Here is a 19,250-nt window from a genome sequence, read left to right on the forward strand (position 1 = left end):
GGTTTCACAAACTTGCGTATAACGTTGTTGTATTCACGAACCCGAGAGGCTTAAAGGAGCATCAGGGACTGGGTCGAAGACTTAGTTTCGTAGGAGTTGTCTGCCTGATACGACTTCCTCCAAATCCCTCTGGCAAACCAAGGGTCGTTAGCCCCGCAGCGTGAATACAATGTTATCCGATGTCTTCGTTCCCTTGAGCTACCTACAAAGTCTTTCCACATTCATTAAGTACTTTATTTACAAATTCGGTCTTCCCATCCGTATAAGACTGGCGATTTTCTCTATACCTAATAACCAGTTCTTTCTTTAGACTGGCATATTCGACTACAAATTCGGGATTGCTAATTAATGCATCTCTGAAGGATATATGTCTTAATAACTCTTTGCTCTCTTTATTACAAACATATAAATGATGTTCAGGTTTCTGTTTTTTTACTATACTATAGGGAACATTTGCATCTTTTCTTGCAAAAGCTTCTCTGTTCTTAACACCCAAATTCCCTTCATGATAGTAACCTAAACTTTCTAATCCTTGAATTACATCTGGAAGCAAATCCATAGAATCAATTACTACATCAATATCTAAAATAGGTTTTGCCGCTAGTCCAGGTACTGCTGTACTACCTACGTGCTCGAATCCAAGTACTAGATCCCCGAGTCTATGTTCTATGATGGATTTCAGATCAGAAAACATTTCAGGCCATTCATTGTTGTAATCTTCAATAATTATTGTTTTTTTACTCATTCTTGAGATGCCCCCCAAAAAATAAAGTATTTATGAAGATTTCAGATAACGTTGGTGTATTCACGACCCGGCGAATGTCGGACCAAGGACGAATGTCCGCAGCGTGAATATTATATTAGGTAGAGTTATTGCCTCCCTCGAATAATTGCATCAATTTTCTGTCTAACCACTCGTTTACTAATAATTCAGGTACAGAATCAGCAGGATTAGGAATTTCAATTGTTCCATCAGCTTTTATTATTTGCGGAATTGCCTTCATACTTGCAAAACCAGAAAGCACCGCACTCATAAAGAAAGTGCGTCCGCCATAATCATTTAGAAGATAAATATCCGATACAGTAATTCCCCTATGGGTTCCCAATACTAACTTTGTCACACCATCGATTAGCTTCACTAGATTTTCTACTTTTTTTGAAACATCTTTATAGTCATCAGTAGAGGAGATATCTGATGATTTTAAGCGATATTCACCTTCTTCTTTAAAAATTGTTAGCTTTTCGGTATTGAGTGACTTTGAAAGTTCATAAAGCTCCTTTTCATCTCCAGCTAAACATATGACCCACTTCATAGTGCCCCTCATTTCATTTTCACAATAATTACACCTAACGTTCCTGTATTCACGACGCGAGCCGACCATAGATAGCTCTTATCTTAGGTCGGCTCGTGTGTCGTCCGCCGAGTTATCTCCTATGATTAAACATCGGGACGACCAAGGGGCGTAGAGCGACAGTATTTAATATTGAATGTGATTTGTGGTTATACGAGCAGGGAGATTGCTGATGCTTTTAATGATACTGTTGCTGCTGTTACAAAAAATTCAACGAGCTAAGAAGAAAATGAAAGGCTATATACAGAATCTGCTTGTCTAATGTGGATGGCGTCTAATTTGGAAGCGAAAATATTTATTTGTTGAAAGCTATAATACTCCGGTGAGTATTAACCTCAAAGCCTTGTTACCGCACCACAACTAACAGTACAATAATTCCGAGCCAAATCAGCCAGGTTACTGGGTGACCGAAATTTAATCCCCAGCCGACTCCGAACCTTTTCTCGACGATTAGGTTTGGATCTTTGCGATTGAAATATATCATACCTAATATCCATTTATCATCATCATGGACAGGTCTGACATTGGAGCGATCGGCAGATCGCTCCAAGCGGCTTCCGCCCTGACCAGCCCAGAACGATAAGGCAAAGGCGTATAGGATGATAAAGGCTATTATGATTAGGATAATGGGGATAGCGAAATTGATGTTAAGCAGAGATATCATGTTTAGTTGCACGACGGAAAACAGAATAACTATTAAGAAGCTTGCTGTAATCATAAAATATGACCAAGTATGGCGGAATGTTACGTCTTGTCTGATGGAACGATTAGGATCAGTGGGTTGAACTTGATGCTTCACTCTGCGAATACTCCAGTTCTCGAATATGAACAAAAGTGTTATGAACACTTGCATTATCGTAGGCATAAACACAGAACTATAAGATTTAGCTGCATAGCGGTCTACGTTCCAACTGCTGTTAAAATGGATCGGAATCTGATCAGGAATCAGATCGTAGTTGCGTAGCACAGTTACAATACTAACAACAATAATTAAAACATGAATGAGAAACCAATTACTAGACAAGACAATGTTTCTTTTCCGAAAACCAGTGTCCACTGCTATGATCGATGGTTCCGGAGCAACAGGCAGCATAGGTAGTAAACTTTTCATTTTGAAATGATAGCTAATGTTTATGACTAGGGAGATTACGACCATGACGAGTGAATAAGTGACAATAATCCAACTTTGTTGCTTGGAATGCTCATCACCGTATATTAGGCAAATGATACAAAAATAATGAATAGGATGGTATGCAAGGCAGCACTAATCCTAGCATATGACTTCCGCATCTGGCGCAGAGGCTCACTGTGGAATTGTACAGGGCTGACGGTGACCCCAAAACTAATCGTCTCTCTTGTTAAATAAGGCATGCTTACCATGAGTACAATGGTAGGTATAAATACAAAGACCATTACTATAACAGGCATTATCGTCATATCATTCGCCTCCTCCTATACATAAGTGTGTATTCGAAAACTCTACCTCCAAAGTAATTTAAATTTTTTTATTATTTCTTTGCGGCTATTACATATAACGTTCCTGTATTCACGACGTTCCAGCGCCTTAAGGACCATAGGTCCGGCTGCCGCTTGCGGCAGTTAGGCGGTGTGATGTGTCCGGTGAATCTGCTTCTACGAATTGCCTCTTTCGGACCAAGGATCGGCTTGCCGATCCGCAGCGTTGAATACGATGTTATATGATGTCAGGGGTATCCTCGAAGATTCTTACAACGCTTAATTTCCAGGAATTTAAATACACCCCCAGTCATCTACATTACATTGACCATATTCATTATCACCCACTGAAACTACCGTGCCATCTGATTTAAGTCCGAGAGTATGAGCACATCCCGCTGCTACTGACACAATGTCATGCCAGTCATGCACATTGCACTGGCCGTGTTTATTCAGACCCACTGCCGCCACTGTACCATCAGATTTGAGCCCGATAGTGTGATAACTCCCCACCGCTACAGCCACTATATCGCGCCAATCACTTACCTTACATTGGTTATGCTTATTCGTCCCCGCAGCTACCATCGTACCATCTGATTTAAGTCCGACGGTATGAAGGTAACCCGCAGCTAAAGCTATAATATCGAACCATCCGTTTACATTACATTGAGAGTTCCGATTATTGCCCACAGCCATCAACGTTCCGTCAGATTTAAGACCAACAGTATGCCAGTCACCAGCAGTTATTGCCACCATATCACTCCAGCCACCTACATCGCACTGTCCTTCAGTATTTCTACCCACAGCCACCACAGAGCCATCTGATCTAAGTCCGACGGTACGACTCCACCCTGCTGCTACTGCTTGAATATCTCGCCAATCATTTACATCACATTGATGATGCTTATTCCAACCCACAGCCTCTACTGTACCATCAGATTTAAGACCGATTGTATGAGAATTACCCGTGTTCGTCGCCATGTGGACGTTACCAGCCGCCACTGATACAATATCGCTCCAGCCATTTATATTGCACTGGCCACATTTATTATCACCTACAGCCATAACCGTTCCGTCAGATTTAACTGCAACGGTATGCCGTCTTCCCCCAGCTATAGTTACTTTAGGTGAATAGATTTTCATGTTAACCCCCTTTGTAAACAATTACTAATCAACTTATCTAATGGAGAAGAAATTAGAACTTCCTGTCTAACTCCTTGATATGGGTATTCCCCTGATTTCATATAACGTTCTTGCATTTCACGACGTCCCATCGACTTAAGGCAACTTGCTGCCGGCCGCGATGCGGTTAGTCGGTGCGGATGTGTCCCGACAATCATTTCCTCTCCCCTACTTCCGGGACCGAGGGCCATCAGGCTTGATCCGTGAATGTGGTGTTATCTGATGGAATGCCCCACTTCTTCGAATTAGAGACAAAACGTCGACCCTCGTTATATTTTCAGAGATATTTATTAATCGAATCAACAATCGTTTTCTTTTTACGGAATGACAAATCTTAATCAGCGAGAGCACGTTTTATGTTTGCCTTTGCTTCATCAATTAAACGCATATCATTATGATCAATTGCCTGTAGTATGATCAAAGTGGGGATATATATGGCTATCAATCGAGCTAATATCTTCGTTTCTTCATCAACTTCCCCATATACTTTGAAAAAGTTTGAACGCGCATCCGGTGGTAAAAAGCTATACACAACATTCAGGTCACAAGCAGGATGACCTATGTTGATATCTCCCCAGTCGATAATTCCTGAAATGATTCCACTCTCATTTACCAACATATTTTTGAAATGAAGGTCGCCATGAAGGAATGTATACTTTTGCTTCACTTTTTTAGTTTTAAGCTGTTCGATATAATTCGATAAAGCACGATACTCCTCATCACATAGATGTAGTGCAATATCGGAAAGGAATTTATGCATCTTTTCTTTGCGCATCGCAAGATCAGTCAGATTTCTATGATCATGTTGAACTCCATTTTCCTGGGCAATTTGCACGGGGAATGCATGTAAGCTTTTTAGAAATACCGCAAGCGTATTTGCTGAAAGCGCACGCTGCTTGTCAGTTAATCCGATTGGAAATTCTCCGGATAAATAGGAGTAGCCTAAGAAGGGTGCTGGATAACCATAATCCCCTACCCCAAAAAGTAACGGGATCGAATAGGCAATGGAACAATAGTCTTTAAGCTTAGGCAATATCTTTCCTTCCATCCTTAAAGAATGAATTGCAACTTCTCTTCTTGGAAATCGAAATACATATTCGGTCCCGACAAGATACACCGTGTTATCCCAGCCGTATCCCAGTTTTCGCACGCTCTTTGAAGCTAATTGTGGGAATTGAGTGCTTATTAATTTATGCGCTAATTCTTCTGATACTTCCCATTCTGCATCCCATTGATTCGAACTGCCCATATTCCTCAATCCACTCCTCCCTGGTAAAATAGAATTCCACCTTCCTGACCTTGAACTATGTTCCCTATCATACCATCGATACATTTGCTATTTTCCTGCCCGATATTTGTTTTCATAATCATCAACATTAATATAGTTCATCATGCAACAGGAGATTGGGAATGTGGCTCTTTCAATTGTTTTGAGGCATTATTTCAGATAACGTTCCTGTATTCACGACTCAGCGTGTGCTGAGTGTCCGGCGAATGCCGGACCCAGGACGAAAGTCCGTAGCGTGAATATTATGTTATCTGATGCTACGATGTATAGGCATACATAAACTTATGCACTTTCCATGATCTTCCCACTTGAAAGTATGTTCTCTCTTTAATAAAACAGTTATATCTTGTCTACCCTTACAATTAGGATTAGTTATCAGAGTATTTATTGGAGTTTGATATTCGCTTCTCATTGAAAATATCTGTCCCGTAGTTCCTTGTCTTGATGGATTAGCATATATTTTATTGTCAGAAATCATACAAAAAAAGGCCACATCATAATCGCGTTCTAAACAAACCTCTAAGCATTCTATATCTTGATAAGAATCTATTCTTGCAAAGTCATCAGCTCCCTGATCCTTTCTCTTAAATTTCAATTCTATCGCACCTCTTGCCAATACTTTAGCTCCATCATAAAAACCAAAAGTAATATCAATATATTTTTTGCGTCCACGTATATTCTCTTCTCTAGTTTCTAGGTCTACAAGAAATGTTTCTGTACGTGAAAAACAATATAGGTCTCCAAGACTTTTAATCACGTTAGCCAAGTAATGTTGAAAAGGTGCTTCTGTAGCAACATGAATTCGCCCTCCTATGAATTGAGCCATAAATATCTCCCATGCTTCCTGAATGAGAGTATCTAGTTTTTCTATTGGGTTTAGTTCTTTCATAATTTCCCTCCAGTAGTTTCAGATAACATTTCTGTATTCATGAACCCCAAAGGGGTTGTCTGCCGAATTGCCTCCTCGAAATCCATCTAGCAGACCAAGGCTCCATCGGAGCCAAAGAATGAATATTATGTTATACGAAGCACTTCGCTTCATTGAACTGCATTCAAAATCTCAATGACTAAAATAGCTTCTTCTTTATAACCTTCAAGATCGTTTAGTTTAATCCATTCAGGTTCATGATCTCTAAATTGATAGAATCTAATTACCACATCTTCTCCTTCGATTGTAGAACTTAAAATTAAAATAAAGTCTTTTTCAGGGTAGTTCAACTTTATATTCTCTTTCCAATTCGAAATGAGTTTTATTCCAGTCCTTAAATCCTCTATATGGTAATGATTAATTGAAGCTTCTAAATCTGTTCGATCTTGATAAATGGTTTCTTTAATAGAATCTGTCTCTCTTAAACTTGAAGCATCAACTAAAATGCAATTGTCCCATTCATGAAAAGTAGGGTTAAATAAATTCGAACTGATCGATTCCTTTGATTTAGCAAGCTCATTCAATAAATTTCTCATCGCCTTATTTGTTTTCATGTTTTTCCTGCTTTCGAAGTGTTTCGTATAACATTTAATGTATGTACTTCGTAAATAACACATATTCAGCTCAGTTTCTGAACTACTTTCATAATAAACCATATTGTTCCATTTGCGAAGGTACCACAACAAACAAAAGAGCAGCCTTTACACCTGGCTGCTCTCTCCTTACATAATCTAATTACTATTAAATAAAACCCTTTACTTCATACCACTACTCCATACCTCTCTCTCACTCATCGCCTTATGCTGCGCAATTAAGCAGAGTTCTGCGGCCTTAAACGCATGTTCCTGTGTCATCGCATTCTCTGTTCGATCGAGACAATCCCGGATCAGTTCACCGAAAAACGGATAACCGACCTGCCCTTTGACACTATAACGATATTCCCCTTCATGATTAACCAGGTACACCTGATCGCCTTCACGCTCTCTCGCCACGTCGATATACTTACGCAGCTCAATGTATCCGTCCGTTCCCAAAATAACCGTTCGCCCATCGCCCCATGTGCCCAGGCCATCCGGTGTAAACCAGTCTACCCGGAAGTAACCGGAAGCACCATTGTTACCGATTAGTGATGCTTCGCCAAAGTCCTCCAGTTCAGGGAATTGTGGATGATTGAAGTTATGCACCCTGCTGAAGCCTACCTCTGCATCCGTACAAGAAGCAAAGGTCAGAAACTGCTCGATCTGATGACTTCCAATATCACAGAGGATGCCGCCATACTTTTCATGCTGGAAGAACCATTCAGGCCGACCACCCGCGTTCAATCGGTGTGGCCCCGTCCCCATAACCTGTACAACCTTGCCGATGGCTCCCTGTTCGATCAGTTGTCCGGCATAGATTGCACTTTCCACGTGCAGACGTTCACTGTAATAGACCATATATTTCTTCCCAGTGCGTTTAACCTCTTCACGCGCAAGGGACAGTTGCTCCAGTGTAGTAAAAGGGGCTTTGTCTGTAAAATAATCTTTACCTGCGGCCATCACTCTCATGCCAAGTGGCGCACGCTCCGACGTAATGGCTGCTCCCGCCACCAAAAGCACTTCATCGTCCGCAAGGACATCCGCTTCAGATTCGGCGATCTGTGCCTGCGGGAACTGTTTCCGAAAAGCCTCGACTTTAGCTGGGTCAGGATCATATACCCATTTGAGCGTTGCCCCAGCTTCCACCAGCCCGCCAACCATACCATAGATATGTCCATGGTCCAACGCCACAGCAGCAATGGTAAACTCACCTGGACCACATACGACCTCTTTTTTCAGACTCTTTGGAGCATAGAACATTCCGTCTTTTGCCATGTCTTCTTCATCCTTCCCCTATGGGCATTTGAATATTGAAAATCACTCTCTGGATTCTGCGTGCATTTCACAAATTAACATTACTTAAATGTCTGTGACAGATCAGCAGGCTGATTACCGCTCCCTGCCTTGTCTTTCTTTGAATTTGAACTGGCAATCCGCTCTTGCAAATGCTCATAGAACAAATTCTCATCGATCGGCAGATCCACCCAGTTATCGGTCCAGGTCGACAGCAGCATCGCATTGGATAAAGTTAAACCATGGATGCCCTCTTCTCCGGGAGCGATGAGCGGGGTTCCGTTTCGAATTGCATCGATCCAGTTACGAATCAGTCCAGGATGTCCGGTTTCTACACCATTTATCGGCACCTCGCATTTCCAGCATTCCGGCTGTCCAAATCCTCCGGTAAATCTCTGATTGAATTCAGGCTCGGGTTCACGAAGACGCCAGAAGGTCAACTGACCATCTTCAATGACAATTTTACCGCGATCCCCATTAACCTCGAATCGGTTGGTGCCCGGTGCTTCACCCGTCGTGGTCACGAATACACCTGTTGCTCCATTTTCATACTCGACATATGCCGTTACATCATCTTCCACTTCAATGTTCCGGTATTTGCCGAATGAACAGAAGGCACGCATACGAACCGGCATCATACCGATGGTCCATTGCCACAGATCCAGTTGGTGAGGGTCCTGATTGATCAGGACACCGCCCCCTTCACCAGCCCAGGTTGCACGCCAGCCACCCGAATCATAATAACTTTGGGACCGATACCAATTCGTAATAATCCAGTTGGTGCGCCGTACCTCACCCAGTTCCCCCGAGGCAATCAGATCCCTTAGCTTGATATATAAAGGATTGGTTCGCTGGTTTTACATCATGGAAAACACTTTGCCGCTGGCAGCAGCCGCTTCATTCATCTTGCGTACCTGTTTGGTGTATACTCCGGCAGGCTTCTCAATCATGACATGCAAGCCATACTGAAAAGCCTGAATGGCCTTTTCGGGATGGTCATAATGCGGGGTTGCTATAATGACCGCATCAATCGTCCCCGATGACATCATCTGCTCCGCATCCTGCCAATAGGTGACTGAGGCCGGAAGGTTGCTGGATACCCAGCTCTCCATTTCTTGTCTCACATCACAAACAGCAACCAGTTCTGCACCCGGTACTTCTCCTGCCACCAACGTTCTGGCATGCGCTGCACCCATATTTCCGATTCCAATGACCGCTACTCGAACCAAACTCATACCTGTACCTCCTCGTCCACACGACGTTCAATTTCGGCAAAAACATCTGCAAAGTGCTGTAACATCGCCTTCGATTCCAAGACTCCGCTAAAATCCTCAATGCCATAATACCCGTCATATCCAACGGATTTCAGGTCACGGAATACCTGCACCCAGTTCACCACCCCTTCGGTCAACGGGGTCCACTGGCAATGCCAGGCTGAAGCTATCGAAATTTCTGTATTCTGTTCATTTACACTGGAATTTGAATTCATGTTCGATGCATCCTTGAACCAGCCCGCATTCTTCACATGTACATGCGCCAGATAAGGTCCCAGCAATTCCAGCCCCATACGATGGTTCTCATACCCTTCATGCACCATATTGCCTGGATCGTACAAAACGCCTACATGCTGTGAGTCCAGCGATTGCACAAGCCGATAAGCCAGTGATGCAGTGGGTGCAATCGTTTGATGATGAGTTTCCACTACAGCCTTTACCTTATACTGTTGAGCCATTTCTTGAACCTCATTCAGATAATGCACAGCTTGTTTGTATAATTCAGGATAGCTGGTTTTGCGATCATAACCGGGAACCCCAACACGCATTGTGGATGCTCCCAAGGCTTGAGCGGATTGAAACGCCTGCTCTGTAGCAAGCAGATCCCCACAGCTTAGATACGGCACCAATGCAATCGATTGTCTGCCATGCTTTTTTGCCGCTTCACGGAATACAGGTACCTGTTCCTCCCACTGGTCCGGATCGATCGAGCAACGATTATGTCTCCAATAGGAAGGTTCTTCGGACAAAGCATCTGCCGGTATTCCGCGATATCTCCATTCGATTCCTTCGATGCCAGCTGCGGCTGCAGCTGAAGCCAATTCATCTGCCGTCAAGTCCGGTGTCGCTACAGTGAATACAGACAATTTCATCAACATTCATCTCCTTATGTAAACGTATTCAATTCAAGGTTGTAAACGCATTGTATCATTCATACGAAGGCCTCCATAGGGGTCAACGCGAAGAGATGAATGACAGATAAACAGCAGACCATATTCCCCATTCAGAGATAACATGCAGATATCCTTTTGAACACAAACATAACAAAAAGCACCCCGAATAACAGAAGATCCTTCTGATTCGAGATGCCTTGTTTTAACTTCTATTTTTTATCAAAAAAAACATGTTCCGCCTGCAATTTCCCCAACTCTGTTGTCAGGATACCAAAAGAATACTGGGGCTGGCGCCGCCGATCCGTAGGAGAACCTGGATTAAAGATCAAGACATCATTGACCGTATGCATCACCGGAATATGTGAGTGTCCAAAAATCACGGCATCCACTTGCTGCCCTGCAAAGGTATGAATTGCATTCTGCTCGGTAGACTTTGCTCCCAGATGTCCATGTACCAGACCAAGACGCAAACCGTCCGCCTCAACGATGCGGGAGAACCCGAGTTTTTGACCTATTTCAGGCGGGTCCGTATTGCCTGCAACACCTTCAACGGGTGCATAAGTACTGAGCAGCTTGTATACATCCCAGTCCGACCAGTCACCCGCATGGAGAATCAGATCGGCATTTGCCAGCGCCTCAAGCAGGGGTTCGGGTAACGTACGTGCTCTTCGAGGTAAATGAGTGTCCGAGATGACAATAATGTTCATAGTACAGCACACCTTCCCTTTCCCTTACATTACGCTTTATTCAACATGTGTTGGAAGAACTTCCATCTGGGAACAGGAACGCTCCATATCTTCAAGGGTAATGGATGCGAAGAATTGTTCCACTTTAGCTTCGGCAACCTGGTACAGATTGGTCAGAAGACTATCAATACGAAGACCGACATCACAATTTGGATTGCAGTTACCGTGAATCGGAAACAATGGGCCTTCGTCCTTGGCAGCCTGATAGATCATGGCTAATGTGATTTCGCTTGAAGGCTTGGCGAGATAGAACCCTCTTGTTCCAGGTGAGGAGTCTACCAGTCCTGCCTTTTTGAGCCCGCCCAGAATACGTCTGACCACAACAGGGTTGGTATTCACGCTACCTGCAATCAGTGCCGAAGTGATTCGTTCAGGCGCGCTGAAAGACAACAACAACAAACAATGCACACTGACCGAAAAATGAGTACTCATGATTAACCACCTTTTAGTTGAGCATTAAAATGCTGATTTTATATCATCCCGGATGTGCAGGTTTATTCGGAGAACAGGTCCTGTTCAGGGCGTGCCCTGATTTTTAATTGCCGAACGCTGTATTCCAGTTGTTTCACAATATCATCCAGTTGTTTGCGATCAATCTTCGTTGGATCTTCCACTGGCTTCGCCGATGACTTCAGATCCCGAATCGTTAACTGCTGCTCTTGCCACTTGTCCATCAGATCCGCTATATTGGCATAGAAACGTTCGTAATCTTTAATAACCAAATCAAGATAGGCATCCACCTCATCCGGATCATAACCACGAAGTTTATAATTGAATTGTTTTTCATGAATCGATAAAGCGTCGAGCTGCACGCCCAATTGTTTGAACAATTGTCTTTGTTTGTCCAATCTTCGTTTCATATGCTCATCCATACTGACAACCCTCCATTATCAAACGCGCCGCGGTATGCATCAAGTAGACCTTCGATACCGCCGCATTTTCTCTCTCTATTTTTTATAACACATTATCCGCCAGATATAAAATCCAACGCCCCTCTTTGCACACAAAACTGATTGCTTCTTATGAAATTCGGGTAAGGACTGACTACAACCCCATTGCGGGAAAGGAGCATGTCCTTATGAGTACATTAACCAAAGATCAACTTCAACAGCTGAAAAACGCCCTTTTGGAACAACGTGAAAACCTACAGCGCCATTTTGAATCCAGCATGGAAGACGGCGCTCCAGCCGAATCCCTGAAAGATTCAACAGGCGAGCTGTCATCATACGATAATCACCCGGCGGATGCCGGTACGGAGACGTTTGAGCGAAGCCGTGACTTGGCGATAGATGATACGTTAACCGACGAGTTCAATCAGGTTAATGAAGCCTTGGAGCGAATTGAACAAGGAACGTATGGCTCATGTGTGACCTGTGGTAAGGATATTCCCTTTGAACGACTTGAAGCGATCCCTTACACAGCCTACTGTATCGATGATACGCCTAACCGCGAGTTAAGCAACGAACGGCCTGTTGAAGAGGAAGTTATGACGATGCCGCCGAGTGGTGCTGGAGAAGTAAGACAGCGCAATGCTGGCAAGTTCGATAACGCTGACGCCTGGGAAGCCGTCGAGGAATATGGCACATCGAACTCTCCTGCAACAGCAGCCAAGCGTGACGTAAAAGACTATGATGAAAACATGTAGTTTATGAACGAATTAAAGTCGTTTACGCAAAAATAGATACATGTGTTCCATCATGCCAAATTGCGCATGAAAAAGCCGCCAATGGCGGCTTTTTTCTTGGTCCAGCATATCATCTTTATACAGTTATAACGTCAATATGGCGATGAAATATGCTCCGATTACTCTTCCGACTGACCACCAGACGAGGATTCATCCCGCTTTTTAGCAGGTCTTATCGTTTTGGCAGCAGACTTGCCCTTATCGGATGAAACCTTCTTTTTCAATTTCCCATCGGTTTCCGAAGCTGGCTTATTCACCGTATCTTTCGATAAGGAACTGAATAAATGAAAGACCTCCTGGTCCGTATTGTGCCTGTCTTTCGTTAAATAGGGTTCACACATCTTCGTAATATCGTTGTACAGCTGCTCTACTTCTTCCCGGCTAGCATACAACGTCATATCCGAGATGAACATGCGGTCCCCGTTTTCCGCCTGATTCATAAATCGCCGACGGCTCTGCTCATACATTTCATTTAACAATTTGAAGGTTTCGGAGCGAAATACCTCCTTCAAAGGTGAATTCTCTTCATCTTCGTTACGAAGCTGGATTTCTCCCTTGAAGGGATCGTAATATTTGGCGATAATTCCATTAATTTCACGAGTGGATACGATGGTGAGCAGACCGATTTTCTCCAGTTTTTTCACATGATAATGTACCTTGGCTGGTACTTCGCCCATCTGGTCTGCGATTTCTTTAACCGTAGAGGGTCTGCCCTGTCTATTAAACATATTCATGATCTGTATCCGATACGGATCGGAGTAGACCTTAATTTCTTCAATTGTTGAAAGTACTTTGCGCTGCATACCTGTATCCTCATTTCCGGGGTACCTGTTGCCCATCATGTGTATATTATACCGTCCGAACAGGGTTTCGGTCAAAACAGGCTGAAGATCGCAAGATTCAGGAAGCCATATTATAGAACGGTGCGAAAAGTCTTGCTCAAAAGCACTAAAGCCGCTGACATGGCAAGCAAAACTCCAAAGACCATAAATAGAATCGGCAATGCCACCCAATCTGCAAGTGCTCCTGAAATCAGACTCCCAATTGGAGACACACTCATGACGAGCATACTTTGAAGGGCATACACTCTGCCAAGCATCTCGGAAGGCGTAACTTCCATGAGATAGGACGCAAGGGGTGTCGTGGCGAGCGGAATTCCCATGCCCATCATCAGACAAAAGACAGCAGCAACAGGCAGCTTGTAGGACGTCATGTAAGCCGGCAGTGCAGTCATCGCATAACTGAGCCCCAACATGACAATCCCGACAATGACCAGCACATGTTTACGGTAATTCGATCCTCGGTGAGACAGCCATAATCCGCTGACTACCATGCCTCCCACAATCAGCCCACTGAGCAGACTTAATCCTCCCGCTCCGGCGTGCAACGTTTCAATGACATATGGCGTGCGAAGAACATTGAATGGCATCAGACAGAAGTTAACAAAGGCAAACAGAATCGAGACGATCAGCAATAACACATGTTTACGCATAAAATGAAAGGCTTCCGTCATTTCAGAGAATATGCTTTTTCGTGCTGGAGGAGAATCAGAAGAATCGAATAATTTATTTTCATTGTTAGATGATGTTGAAACTTTCGGGTAACCCACACGGCTCATCAGAAGTGCACTCAAGGCAAACAAAACAGCATCGATCAAAATCGTCCACGTGATCCCTGCCGTTGCAATTAACGTACCCGCCACTGCAAGTCCTGCAAGTTCAGCAACCCGGGTTGCAGATGAGGCCATGGCATTACCGGACAGCAGCATTGATTTGGGAAGCAATCGCGGTACGCTGGATACTTCGGCTGGTGACGCGAAACACTCCAGAAGGGAATTCAGAATGGTGATGACGAACAGATGCCAGACTTGAAGCTCACCCAGACCGAACAGAAGGGCTGTAATGCCAACAAATAATCCTCGACCCGTATTCGTCAGTACAATCACCTTTTTGGGCGACATGCGATCCACCAGCGCGCCGACAAACAGCCCCAGAAAGATACTCGGCAAAAAATTGACAGCCAGCAGTGTTCCCATCAGCAGCTTTGAACCCGTGAGAATGTACACCATCCAGCTATAGGCAATGGAATCAATTGAATCGCCGAATCTGGAAACAATCTTGCTCAGCATAAATTGCATATAAGGCCTGATCCGAATTAATTCCCCGATCCCCTGCTTTTGTGCCACTGTACCTTCACTCATGATTACTCCGCCCTTCAACGTGAAAATAATTTTAATGTTAATTTTATTTTAACGGATGATATGCGAAAATCAACCCTTTCGTGAAAATATTTTTAACGATGGGTTTAAGCCTTCTTTTTTTACGGTTACTTAACCATCTCCACAAAACACAAAAAAACAGACCCCAGGGTCTGTTCACTTTGTACTCAAATTTGCAACTTTGATCCATATACTAGTCCTCAGTCTTCAATTGGAATCCAATACCCTCTTCTTCCGCCTCGAACATCAGCTGATATACCTTCTCTGCCTCATTCCCCAGTCTTTCCTTGCTAATCTGGTAGTTTGTCCAGGTTAATTGAAGCGGCAGCTCGATCATGCCTGTAAGGCAGTCCCACAAGGCGTCGAGGTTCGCACCGTAAAAGTCTGGCAGTTCGAGCTTTTGCTTCAATAGCTCATGCAGCTCTGCCGTGCTGGAAAATTCCTCACCGTTCAGTATTACTCTCTTCATGTCTGTGTTGTCCTTCCTTATTTCAAGCGAGTAAAGGATGCATAGTGGTCTGTCGTTTTGTAGATCAAGCCATCATTGGAATACAGAATGCGGTCAGAATTACGAAAGCCGGAAGTGTAGTTGATATCCGCTTCACGCCAAGTTCGTCCACTTGCTGCCGGAAGCAAGCCTTCCCGGTTGCTGAACACGTCTCCACCGATACTTTTGCCCGGAGCAACCGTAGCAAGATTACCTTGGGACGATACCCAGCCCAGTGCCGTTGCCTGCGCCTTGGTAATGTAGTTGCATGGCAGTTTGCCGTTGGCGCTCAGATAGTTGGCCACACCAGTGAACGTGTTGATGATGGTACACGTTGCAGCCGAAGCCTTCTGCTGCCCAACCGGAGTGATCTGTGAACCCGTGAAGAAGACAATCGTTAACATAACTGCGAGCAGAGCTGTGGACAAAAACTTTTTCATAAATTCAGCCTCCCAATGATTTAAAATGGATGAACGTTGCCACTATGTAATTGATATGAGATGTGAAATCTATCAGGATGTGCGTTCTGCTAGATTATAGTGAACAAGCCATCTATTTACTATTTATATCACATCATTTTGGAGGAAATATCAAATTTAAAGTTTATTTTTGTAAATATACATAAATATGACATTAAGATACAGCAAAAAGACTCACATCCCGGAGGATGGAGTCTACTATTTCGATCATGTTTCTGCTTTAATCAATCAATTGCACCCGTTGACGAGTTCGTGCCGATTCCAGACACGCATCAATGACACGCATATTCTGAATGGTATTTTGCGGACTGAACGGCAACGCTTCTCCTTCAAGCACCGCGGCTGCAAAGGTTTCCACCTGCAAAACATAAGAGTTGGATACCGATACACGTTCCTCACGGCTTACAGAATCCGTATGCACGATAATCTGTGGTGGAATATCACTGTTCTCCCAGCCGAACACCTTAGGCAGTTCAATCCGTCCGTCGGTACCGAGAATCTCCATCTCGGCTCGCCCGGAGGCCCACATGCCGCAGTCAAAGGTTAACGCTACCGAATTCGGAAATTCCACCAGTCCCGACGCCATCATATCAACGCCATCATGCTCTTCCGAGAATAAAGCATGTACCGTTACGGCTTCCGGTTCCTGCCCCAGATACATGCGGGCTGCCGAGATTGGATATACGCCAAGATCAAATAATGATCCTCCGCCCATCTCCCGTTTGAACCTAACATTGTCTTTATCATCAGCGGTATTACAGGTGAAATTGCCATGGAGGGCTCTGACAGTACCAATCTCCCCGCTGGCTATAATCTCTTGCACACGTCTATGCTTGGGATGATATCGATACATGATCGCTTCTGCAAAAAGAACGCCGTGCTGTTGGCATACCTCAATCATTTCTGCTGCTTCATCCGCGTTGAGCGCAGCCGGCTTCTCACATAATACATGCTTTCCAGCCTGAGCAGCCTTGATGGTCCACTCCTTGTGCATGTGGTTCGGCAGAGGAATATATACGGCTTCAATATCCGGATCCGCAATGAGTTCTTCGTAGCTGCCATACGCTCTGGCAATGTCGAGTTCATTCGCAAGAGCTTCGGCCTTTTCCTTACTGCGGCTGGCGATCGCCAGCACCTCACCACGTTCGGATTGCTGGATCGCCGGAATGACTGCATTTTTCGCGATTGTGGATGTACCGAGTACACCCCATTGTAGGTGTCTGTCCATGCTTATCTTCCTTTCACTCCGTAATTGTCCTCTTCTGCCTTGTGTAACATGCCGAGACAACGATCAAGATCGGTTTTGACCTGTTTTTTATATAATTCAGCTTTCTCCGCACCATCATCCGTGAAGTGATATAAAACGATTTCCTGAAAATCGACTTTGGGATCACTACCTTTCAGCTTCTTCGTACGATAAAAGACACCCTGTTGAACCAATTCATGCAGCGCCCGGTAAATCTCGCTCTGGGGTGGTACATAACCGTAGGCTTTGAATTCCTGCTTCATGGCCTCCAGCATTTCATAGCCGTATCCCCTGTGCTGCTCAACCATCGTAATCAGATACAGCTTAATAAATGCCCGCTGCGCAATCATAAAAGCCACGTTCATTCCCCTCCTGTCAGCTCTATATATCTAGTATTATAAAACTTATGTTCCCCTTCTGCCATCTTTATCCGTCTTTCTTCCTTTAATCCTTGGGCTTAGGGGAGCAAGAAAGAGAATGAATGGATGTGCAGGAACGTAAGATAGAGCAGGATATTGGGTTTACTGTTATGAATTTTTCATGTAGTGAAATTTTAAAATTTATTTCGAAAGTTAACCTCTTGATCAAGGCTTCACTTTTTTCAGATTGTTGCCTTCGTTTTTGTTGACCTTCAACTCTCTTTTTTTTGCAAATGGACGAGCATCTAGAACTTTTAGAGCACTTCGAGAATTTTAGAGAAGTTGAGAACTTTTAGAGATTAGAAACTTAAAGAAATTAGAGAACTTAGAGAGCCTGAGAATTACGAGAAATTAGAGAGAGCATAGAAACTTAAAGAACTTAAAGAACTTTAAGAACTTTAAGAACTTCGCTAGGCTCGCAAGATCATATGTTGTAAGTATTGACCTTTTCGTACGCATCGCTGTAAGCTGTGAACTGTTCTGAATTTTTCATATAATGATGTATTCACCTGTTAATCAGGTCTGGACTTCGGTACGCTTCCCACAATCCACTTGCCCCAGCTTACGCGGGAGATAAGCCATGTGAGTACACAGGATAATGTAAGTGCCAGCAACCAGGTGATGATCATGCGCACTACGGGGTTTAAACCCAGTGCCACATAAAACTGTTCATCCGGAATGTAGCTGAAGCGCAACAACAGCATGTGCATCAGGTAGCCCCCGTACGAAACCCCGCCAATCCACGCCAGCAATCGTGTTACTCGGTTATTGTGTAGCTTGCCAGCCAGCTGGTACATCACCATGATAGATGCAATGAGGAATAAGATCATATCCGGCCGAATTAGACTGACGGTATAGAACGTGATCTGTATACCTTCCGGCTTCTGGAACTCCTGCATTAACATATATATAAACCGAAGTCCAAGTACAATAAACACAGCCCAATATACCCAGCGTAAATGCTGAATCCACTCATTCCAGCGTTGGACCGATAGCCCGGCTGCCGCACCAAGCACAAAATAAAAAAAGAAATACAGGAAATTACGGTCGGCATAGGTTGTAAACGCATCGGTCAGCACCGGGATATTCAGCCCTTCCATGAACTTGGCGATATTTCTCAATTGATCCGCGAGCACAAGGTACACCACACCGGAGACTAGAAGAGCTATGGTGCGCCCCTTTGCCTCATATCGATTATAGACATAACGGATTGCTCGCAAAAACAGGGGAAACAACAAATAAAACTGAATCAGCATAATAATGTACCAAAAATGCGAGGACGTTTTGCCCGTAATTAATTTTAAGCCAAGGTCAGGGATATCCTGCCAACCAAAGCCGTTCCAGCCGCGAGGCGCGAGTGTGAAGTAGATCAGTGACCAGATGATATAAGGAACGATTACATCGGTTAATCGCTTCTGCATGAACCGTCCATAGTGCAGCTTGTCTCCTGTGTTATAGAAGAGCACCATGCCTGTAATAAAAATAAACAGGGGTACCGCAAATTTGGACAGCATCAGCAGCAATGCGAGCAATACGCCGTCTTCCAGTCCCGCTTCCGGGACCAGGGAATAATGAGCAATGGAGTGCTGAAGGACGACTGCTGCAAAAGCAATTCCCCTAAGACTCTCAATTTCTGCAATTCGTTCTTTACGAGGCATAAACAGACAGCCCCCTTTCTTGGTTTTGCTATGAAAAAAACGTACAATAAAACCATATATTATGAACGGG

The 19,250-nt window shown here is 44.0% G+C and carries 21 protein-coding genes and 2 pseudogenes; 1 reads left to right on the forward strand and 22 read right to left on the reverse strand.

All coding sequences use genetic code 11. From position 1 onward, the window contains the following. Positions 1-202 precede the first annotated feature (202 nt). The 15 genes and pseudogenes from Q0V21_RS12145 to Q0V21_RS12210 all read right to left on the reverse strand — a co-directional run bounded on the left by Q0V21_RS12145 (position 203) and on the right by Q0V21_RS12210 (position 11,861). Positions 203-745 carry a GrpB family protein gene (locus Q0V21_RS12145; protein ID WP_301879120.1) on the reverse strand — a complete coding sequence of 181 codons (543 nt, stop codon included), beginning with the start codon at positions 743-745 and terminating at the stop codon, positions 203-205. 115 nt (positions 746-860) lie between these two features. Further along, positions 861-1,313 carry a hypothetical protein gene (locus tag Q0V21_RS12150; protein WP_301879121.1) on the reverse strand — a complete coding sequence of 151 codons (453 nt, stop codon included), beginning with the start codon at positions 1,311-1,313 and terminating at the stop codon, positions 861-863. A 385-nt stretch (positions 1,314-1,698) separates the two neighbouring features. Then, positions 1,699-2,151 (reverse strand): DUF5808 domain-containing protein, encoded by a 453-nt coding sequence (locus Q0V21_RS12155; protein ID WP_301879123.1) that lies wholly within the window; start codon positions 2,149-2,151, stop codon positions 1,699-1,701. A 63-nt stretch (positions 2,152-2,214) separates the two neighbouring features. Then, positions 2,215-2,508, reverse strand: a pseudogene (locus Q0V21_RS32855) (DUF1648 domain-containing protein); the annotation flags it as partial. A 59-nt stretch (positions 2,509-2,567) separates the two neighbouring features. Beyond that, positions 2,568-2,789 carry a hypothetical protein gene (locus Q0V21_RS12160; RefSeq protein ID WP_301879124.1) on the reverse strand — a complete coding sequence of 74 codons (222 nt, stop codon included), beginning with the start codon at positions 2,787-2,789 and terminating at the stop codon, positions 2,568-2,570. A gap of 312 nt (positions 2,790-3,101) precedes the next feature. Further along, the gene (locus Q0V21_RS12165; RefSeq protein ID WP_301879125.1) at positions 3,102-3,950 is read right to left on the reverse strand and encodes an RCC1 domain-containing protein; all 849 of its coding nucleotides are present in this window, start codon (positions 3,948-3,950) and stop codon (positions 3,102-3,104) included. Positions 3,951-4,323: 373 nt separating this feature from the next. Continuing rightward, positions 4,324-5,238, reverse strand: coding sequence for a phosphotransferase (locus Q0V21_RS12170; RefSeq protein ID WP_301879126.1), 915 nt, complete (start codon positions 5,236-5,238; stop codon positions 4,324-4,326). Positions 5,239-5,524: 286 nt separating this feature from the next. Beyond that, a complete protein-coding gene (locus Q0V21_RS12175) occupies positions 5,525-6,166 on the reverse strand; it encodes a hypothetical protein (protein ID WP_301879127.1) in 642 nt (213 codons plus the stop codon). Positions 6,167-6,315: 149 nt separating this feature from the next. Then, the gene (locus Q0V21_RS12180; RefSeq protein ID WP_301879128.1) at positions 6,316-6,759 is read right to left on the reverse strand and encodes a hypothetical protein; all 444 of its coding nucleotides are present in this window, start codon (positions 6,757-6,759) and stop codon (positions 6,316-6,318) included. A 201-nt stretch (positions 6,760-6,960) separates the two neighbouring features. Continuing rightward, positions 6,961-8,058, reverse strand: a complete 1,098-nt coding sequence (locus Q0V21_RS12185) for a Gfo/Idh/MocA family protein (protein ID WP_301879130.1) — start codon at positions 8,056-8,058, stop codon at positions 6,961-6,963. An 80-nt stretch (positions 8,059-8,138) separates the two neighbouring features. Further along, positions 8,139-9,311 (reverse strand): annotated as a pseudogene (locus Q0V21_RS12190) (Gfo/Idh/MocA family protein). After that, complete coding sequence (locus Q0V21_RS12195) at positions 9,308-10,222, reverse strand: sugar phosphate isomerase/epimerase family protein (RefSeq protein ID WP_301879131.1); 915 nt, start codon at positions 10,220-10,222, stop codon at positions 9,308-9,310. Before Q0V21_RS12195 ends, Q0V21_RS12190 begins: the two are co-directional and overlap by 4 nt. Before the next feature lie 230 nt (positions 10,223-10,452). Next, complete coding sequence (locus tag Q0V21_RS12200; protein WP_094939528.1) at positions 10,453-10,950, reverse strand: metallophosphoesterase family protein; 498 nt, start codon at positions 10,948-10,950, stop codon at positions 10,453-10,455. Positions 10,951-10,986: 36 nt separating this feature from the next. Continuing rightward, positions 10,987-11,421 (reverse strand): Rrf2 family transcriptional regulator, encoded by a 435-nt coding sequence (locus Q0V21_RS12205; protein ID WP_024630344.1) that lies wholly within the window; start codon positions 11,419-11,421, stop codon positions 10,987-10,989. A gap of 62 nt (positions 11,422-11,483) precedes the next feature. After that, entirely contained in the window at positions 11,484-11,861 is a 378-nt protein-coding gene (locus Q0V21_RS12210) for a DivIVA domain-containing protein (RefSeq protein ID WP_024630343.1), read from the reverse strand. Positions 11,862-12,067: 206 nt separating this feature from the next. On the opposite strand from Q0V21_RS12210, the gene Q0V21_RS12215 reads away from it, so the two are divergent. Beyond that, positions 12,068-12,634, forward strand: coding sequence for a TraR/DksA C4-type zinc finger protein (locus Q0V21_RS12215; protein WP_024630342.1), 567 nt, complete (start codon positions 12,068-12,070; stop codon positions 12,632-12,634). 158 nt (positions 12,635-12,792) lie between these two features. On the opposite strand, the gene Q0V21_RS12220 is transcribed toward Q0V21_RS12215, so the two are convergent. The 7 genes from Q0V21_RS12220 to Q0V21_RS12250 all read right to left on the reverse strand — a co-directional run bounded on the left by Q0V21_RS12220 (position 12,793) and on the right by Q0V21_RS12250 (position 19,180). After that, complete coding sequence (locus Q0V21_RS12220) at positions 12,793-13,476, reverse strand: ArsR/SmtB family transcription factor (protein WP_301879133.1); 684 nt, start codon at positions 13,474-13,476, stop codon at positions 12,793-12,795. Between the two features lie 110 nt (positions 13,477-13,586). Beyond that, the gene (locus Q0V21_RS12225) at positions 13,587-14,873 is read right to left on the reverse strand and encodes an MFS transporter (protein WP_301879134.1); all 1,287 of its coding nucleotides are present in this window, start codon (positions 14,871-14,873) and stop codon (positions 13,587-13,589) included. 211 nt (positions 14,874-15,084) lie between these two features. Next, the gene (locus Q0V21_RS12230; protein WP_079346794.1) at positions 15,085-15,360 is read right to left on the reverse strand and encodes a barstar family protein; all 276 of its coding nucleotides are present in this window, start codon (positions 15,358-15,360) and stop codon (positions 15,085-15,087) included. A 17-nt stretch (positions 15,361-15,377) separates the two neighbouring features. Then, a complete protein-coding gene (locus tag Q0V21_RS12235) occupies positions 15,378-15,818 on the reverse strand; it encodes a ribonuclease (RefSeq protein ID WP_285079433.1) in 441 nt (146 codons plus the stop codon). Positions 15,819-16,077: 259 nt separating this feature from the next. Beyond that, positions 16,078-17,085 carry a Gfo/Idh/MocA family protein gene (locus Q0V21_RS12240; RefSeq protein WP_301879135.1) on the reverse strand — a complete coding sequence of 336 codons (1,008 nt, stop codon included), beginning with the start codon at positions 17,083-17,085 and terminating at the stop codon, positions 16,078-16,080. 2 nt (positions 17,086-17,087) lie between these two features. Further along, entirely contained in the window at positions 17,088-17,462 is a 375-nt protein-coding gene (locus tag Q0V21_RS12245) for a replication termination protein (RefSeq protein WP_301879137.1), read from the reverse strand. Between the two features lie 572 nt (positions 17,463-18,034). After that, positions 18,035-19,180, reverse strand: a complete 1,146-nt coding sequence (locus Q0V21_RS12250) for an acyltransferase (protein WP_301879139.1) — start codon at positions 19,178-19,180, stop codon at positions 18,035-18,037. Positions 19,181-19,250 lie beyond the last annotated feature (70 nt).

This window comes from Paenibacillus sp. 11B (assembly GCF_030487755.1).
GTDB lineage: Bacteria > Bacillota > Bacilli > Paenibacillales > Paenibacillaceae > Paenibacillus > Paenibacillus vandeheii.

Coding starts and splice junctions, on each gene's coding strand:
- Q0V21_RS12215 (WP_024630342.1), top strand. CDS start 12,068: ATGAGTACATTAACCAAAGATCAACTTCAACAGCTGAAAAACGCCCTT.
- Q0V21_RS12175 (WP_301879127.1), bottom strand. CDS start 6,166: ATGAAAGAACTAAACCCAATAGAAAAACTAGATACTCTCATTCAGGAA.
- Q0V21_RS12240 (WP_301879135.1), bottom strand. CDS start 17,085: ATGGACAGACACCTACAATGGGGTGTACTCGGTACATCCACAATCGCG.
- Q0V21_RS12160 (WP_301879124.1), bottom strand. CDS start 2,789: ATGACGATAATGCCTGTTATAGTAATGGTCTTTGTATTTATACCTACC.
- Q0V21_RS12180 (WP_301879128.1), bottom strand. CDS start 6,759: ATGAAAACAAATAAGGCGATGAGAAATTTATTGAATGAGCTTGCTAAA.
- Q0V21_RS12230 (WP_079346794.1), bottom strand. CDS start 15,360: ATGAAGAGAGTAATACTGAACGGTGAGGAATTTTCCAGCACGGCAGAG.
- Q0V21_RS12195 (WP_301879131.1), bottom strand. CDS start 10,222: ATGAAATTGTCTGTATTCACTGTAGCGACACCGGACTTGACGGCAGAT.
- Q0V21_RS12200 (WP_094939528.1), bottom strand. CDS start 10,950: ATGAACATTATTGTCATCTCGGACACTCATTTACCTCGAAGAGCACGT.
- Q0V21_RS12225 (WP_301879134.1), bottom strand. CDS start 14,873: ATGAGTGAAGGTACAGTGGCACAAAAGCAGGGGATCGGGGAATTAATT.
- Q0V21_RS12220 (WP_301879133.1), bottom strand. CDS start 13,476: ATGCAGCGCAAAGTACTTTCAACAATTGAAGAAATTAAGGTCTACTCC.
- Q0V21_RS12250 (WP_301879139.1), bottom strand. CDS start 19,180: ATGCCTCGTAAAGAACGAATTGCAGAAATTGAGAGTCTTAGGGGAATT.
- Q0V21_RS12145 (WP_301879120.1), bottom strand. CDS start 745: ATGAGTAAAAAAACAATAATTATTGAAGATTACAACAATGAATGGCCT.
- Q0V21_RS12185 (WP_301879130.1), bottom strand. CDS start 8,058: ATGGCAAAAGACGGAATGTTCTATGCTCCAAAGAGTCTGAAAAAAGAG.
- Q0V21_RS12150 (WP_301879121.1), bottom strand. CDS start 1,313: ATGAAGTGGGTCATATGTTTAGCTGGAGATGAAAAGGAGCTTTATGAA.
- Q0V21_RS12170 (WP_301879126.1), bottom strand. CDS start 5,238: ATGGGCAGTTCGAATCAATGGGATGCAGAATGGGAAGTATCAGAAGAA.
- Q0V21_RS12205 (WP_024630344.1), bottom strand. CDS start 11,421: ATGAGTACTCATTTTTCGGTCAGTGTGCATTGTTTGTTGTTGTTGTCT.
- Q0V21_RS12165 (WP_301879125.1), bottom strand. CDS start 3,950: ATGAAAATCTATTCACCTAAAGTAACTATAGCTGGGGGAAGACGGCAT.
- Q0V21_RS12235 (WP_285079433.1), bottom strand. CDS start 15,818: ATGAAAAAGTTTTTGTCCACAGCTCTGCTCGCAGTTATGTTAACGATT.
- Q0V21_RS12210 (WP_024630343.1), bottom strand. CDS start 11,861: ATGGATGAGCATATGAAACGAAGATTGGACAAACAAAGACAATTGTTC.